Raw genomic sequence first — 702 nt, 5'->3', positions numbered from 1 at the left:
CGGAGTAAGCACACCTCGAGCGCCCTGATATCCCTTGTCGCCCAGCACAATCCATCCCTGCTGCTCGAGTTCGTGCAGCACCCGCCAGATCCACGCCGCTCTGCTGTCGTGCACACTGCCCGGCAACGCTGAGGACACCCACACGATCCCGCCATCGGGAGTGGCTATGACCTGCACGTTCATGCCGTGGCGGCGGTGCTTGCCGGAGTAGAACGGCCGATCGGCCGCGACCCGGTCGATCGGAATCAACGTGCCATCGATGATCAGGTAGGCGTGATCTTCGGCCTTGGCGCGGCGCAATGCCGTTCGCAGTGACGGTGCACGATCGGCGAGGAGCCGCACGGCTTCTTGCACGTAGCGCCAGGCCGTGCTCGTCGATACCTCGAAACCGGCCCCGAGGAGGGCGAATGATTCGGCTTTGCGCAGGTGAACGAGGGTGAGCAGGGCTTGACGACCAGGATTGAGGTGCCGCCACCGCGAGGCGACCGCGCGACGGTGCCGACGGATCACTCCCGACAGGTAGTCCAGGGTCTGACGTGACAACGGCAGCGCGGAACGGTAGAAAAGCACGTGAAGCCCCTTGGTGCGTCGGGTGTGTGGTAACAACCGATCTACCAGGGGCTTCGCCTATCCCGCTACCCGGGCATCCGTTGAACCTGCAGCGCCACAACGCCTCTCACGCGCAGGATGAAAAAGGCTCAA

1 protein-coding gene is annotated in these 702 nt (G+C 64.1%); it reads right to left on the bottom strand.

Annotation, left to right across the window (positions count from 1 at the left end; translation table 11 throughout):
• On the bottom strand, positions 1–570 hold a 570-nt coding region (locus ON26_RS27265), incomplete at its 3' end, for an IS5/IS1182 family transposase (protein ID WP_040800435.1).
• Positions 571–702 lie beyond the last annotated feature (132 nt).

The sequence above is a fragment of the Nocardia higoensis NBRC 100133 genome (genome assembly GCF_000308595.1).
GTDB classification, from domain to species: domain Bacteria; phylum Actinomycetota; class Actinomycetes; order Mycobacteriales; family Mycobacteriaceae; genus Nocardia; species Nocardia higoensis.
This window is presented reverse-complemented; position numbering and strand designations above follow the sequence as displayed.